At 68.3% G+C, this 2,509-nt stretch carries 2 protein-coding genes; both read left to right on the top strand.

Annotated features, from left to right (window positions below):
* Positions 1-160: 160 nt before the first annotated feature.
* Complete coding sequence (locus ACIKT0_RS16835; RefSeq protein ID WP_407106525.1) at positions 161-2,143, top strand: TonB-dependent receptor plug domain-containing protein; 1,983 nt, start codon at positions 161-163, stop codon at positions 2,141-2,143.
* A gap of 59 nt (positions 2,144-2,202) precedes the next feature.
* The coding region (locus ACIKT0_RS16830) for a DUF7676 family protein (protein ID WP_474998508.1) at positions 2,203-2,509 on the top strand (307 nt) is incomplete at its 3' end.

The following is a 2,509-nucleotide window of genomic DNA, read 5'->3' as shown; positions in this document are numbered from 1 at the left end:
CGTCGGGCGGGGTGCACCGATGGTGGGCGAGCCATCGGGCGTGGGCGACCACGCGTGACGGGTGAGACCTCGAGTTCGCGGTGACGTGCCACTCGTCCCGCTCGGGGTTTCGATGTCCAGCCTTCCTCACCTTTCACAGGGCGCCTGCGCGCGCTCGGCCGTGTCCGCGGCCATTTTTCTTGGCCTCACCTCCGCTGTCGCGGCCCACACGTCCCCGTCGGAGGAGGCGGCCGAGCTCGAGGAGATCTCCGTCACCGCGAACCGGATCGCAGGCCCGCAGGCCGCGATCGGCAGCGCCATCTCGTCGATTTCCGGCAAGGAGCTCGAGGAGCGCCAGATCCGCGTCGTGTCGGACGTCCTGCGCGAGCTGCCCGGCGTGGCGGTCAACCGCACGGGGCCTGTCGGCGCCCTGACCCAGATTCGCATTCGCGGGTCGGAGGGCAATCAGACGCTCGTCATCGTCGACGGCATCCGCATGAACGATCCCGGCACGAGCGCCGAGTTCGACTTCGCGAACCTGCTCAATCTCGAGGTCGAGCGCATCGACGTGCTGCGCGGGCCCCAGAGCGCGCTTTACGGCGCGGACGCGGTCGGCGGCGTGATCAACATCGTGACGCGCAAGGGCGAGCCGGGCCCGACCCGCTTCCGAGCCTCCATCGAAGGGGGGGCGTTCAACACCGTGACCGGGACGGCGTCCGTGTCGGGCGGGACGGAGGCCTACGACTACCTGATCGCCGGCCAGGGCTTCAGCACCCGCGGCGTCTCGACGGCGACCCGGTTCGACGCCTACGCCCCGACCGGCTCGCTCGACCGCGACGGCTACAGGAGCGGGACAGGGCTCGCCAAAGTCTCGGTGCGGCCGACGGAGAACGTCGAGTTCACGGGGGTCGCCCGCTACACGGAGTTCGACGCCGACCGGGACAATTTCGGCGCGGCCTCGGACGGCTACCCTGTGGCGGCCGCGGTCGACAGCCGCGACACCGAGAAGGGCAAGCAGTTCTTCGGCCGCGCGCAGGCCAGGGCGACCCTGCTCGACGGTGCCTGGGACCATGTGCTCGGCATGTCCTACACCCGGCAGGACCGGCGCAGCTTCGACGGGAGCGACCTGAAGACCTACGCCACGCTCGGCGAGATGACCCGGTTCGACTACCAGACCAACATCCGGTTCGACACCGCCGGCGCGCTGCCGACGAGCCATGTCGTGACCTTCGGCGCCGATCGCACCCGGGACGCGGTGAAGAGCTACACCGCCTTCCCGTTCCCGGCCGATGCGCCGAACCCGCTCCGCAGGCACATCGACAATGCGGGCCTCGTCGGCCAATACCAGATCGGCGTGCTCGAGAAGCTGTTCGTCACCGGCAGCATCCGTCAGGACTTCAACGACCGGTTCGAAGAGGCGACGACCTACCGCGTCGCAAGCGCCTACACCTTCGACCGGACCAGGACCAAGCTGCGCGCCTCATGGGGCACGGGCGTCAAGAACCCGACGACCTTCGAGCTGTTCGGCTTCTCCGGCAACTTCGTTCCGAACGGCGATCTCAAGCCCGAGCGCGGCGAAGGCTGGGATTTCGGCTTCGACCAGCCACTCTGGGGCGACCGGATCGTGCTCGACGCGACCTATTTCCAGCAGCGCGTCCGGGATCTGATCTCCAGCGAGACCGTCGCCGACCCGGGCGATCCGACAGGCTTCGTCAACCGGCCGATCAACCTTCCGGGCACGTCGAAGATCGACGGGGTCGAGCTCGGCCTGACCTTCAGGCCGCTCGATGGGCTGACGCTGCGCGGCGCCTACACCTTCACCGACGGCGAGGACGCGACCGGCGCGACGTTGGTGCGCCGGCCGCGGCATGTCGCGAGCTTCAACGCGAACTACGCGTTCTTCGAGGGCCGGGCGAACCTCAATCTCGGCGTCGTCTACAACGGCCGCCAACGCGACTTCGCCTATGACGCGACGACCTTCGCGCGCACCAGCGTGCCGCTGAAAGCCTACACGCTGGTCAACGTCGCGGCGTCCTACAAGGTGACCGAGAACGCCGAGGTCTACGGGCGGGTCGAAAACCTCTTCGACAGGAAATACGAGGAGGTCCTGACCTACGACACGCCCGGACGCGCCGCCTATGGCGGCCTCAAGGTCTCGTTCTGACGACGCCGGCCGCCGGCTCGTCGTCGGCGGCCGCCCTTCTCCAAGACCAGGGTGTCGTAATGTCTGAAAAGACCCTTTCGCGGCGCGAGCCGACCGAGATCATCCGCGACGAAGACGGCGCCGTGAGGCGCGAGATCTGGGCGCTGGACGCCGACCAGTCGACGCTCGAGGCGTTCCTGCGCGACGTGTTCGAGAACCACTGGGCGGGCGTCCGCTTCGGCCCGCTGATCGAGGGCGCAGCCTATGAATGGCGCTGCCCGGGGCCTCCGCAAAAGATCGGCCTGATGGACGGCTATCTGACCGTCATGTTCGGCCATGGCGGCCACTTCCATCTGTGCATCGGCGAGAACCGTGGCTCGGAGCGCT

It is taken from the genome of Hansschlegelia beijingensis, assembly GCF_045505405.1.
GTDB classification, from domain to species: domain Bacteria; phylum Pseudomonadota; class Alphaproteobacteria; order Rhizobiales; family Methylopilaceae; genus Methylopila; species Methylopila beijingensis_A.
Note: the sequence above shows the minus strand (reverse complement) of the source record. Positions and strands in the feature narration are given on the sequence as shown.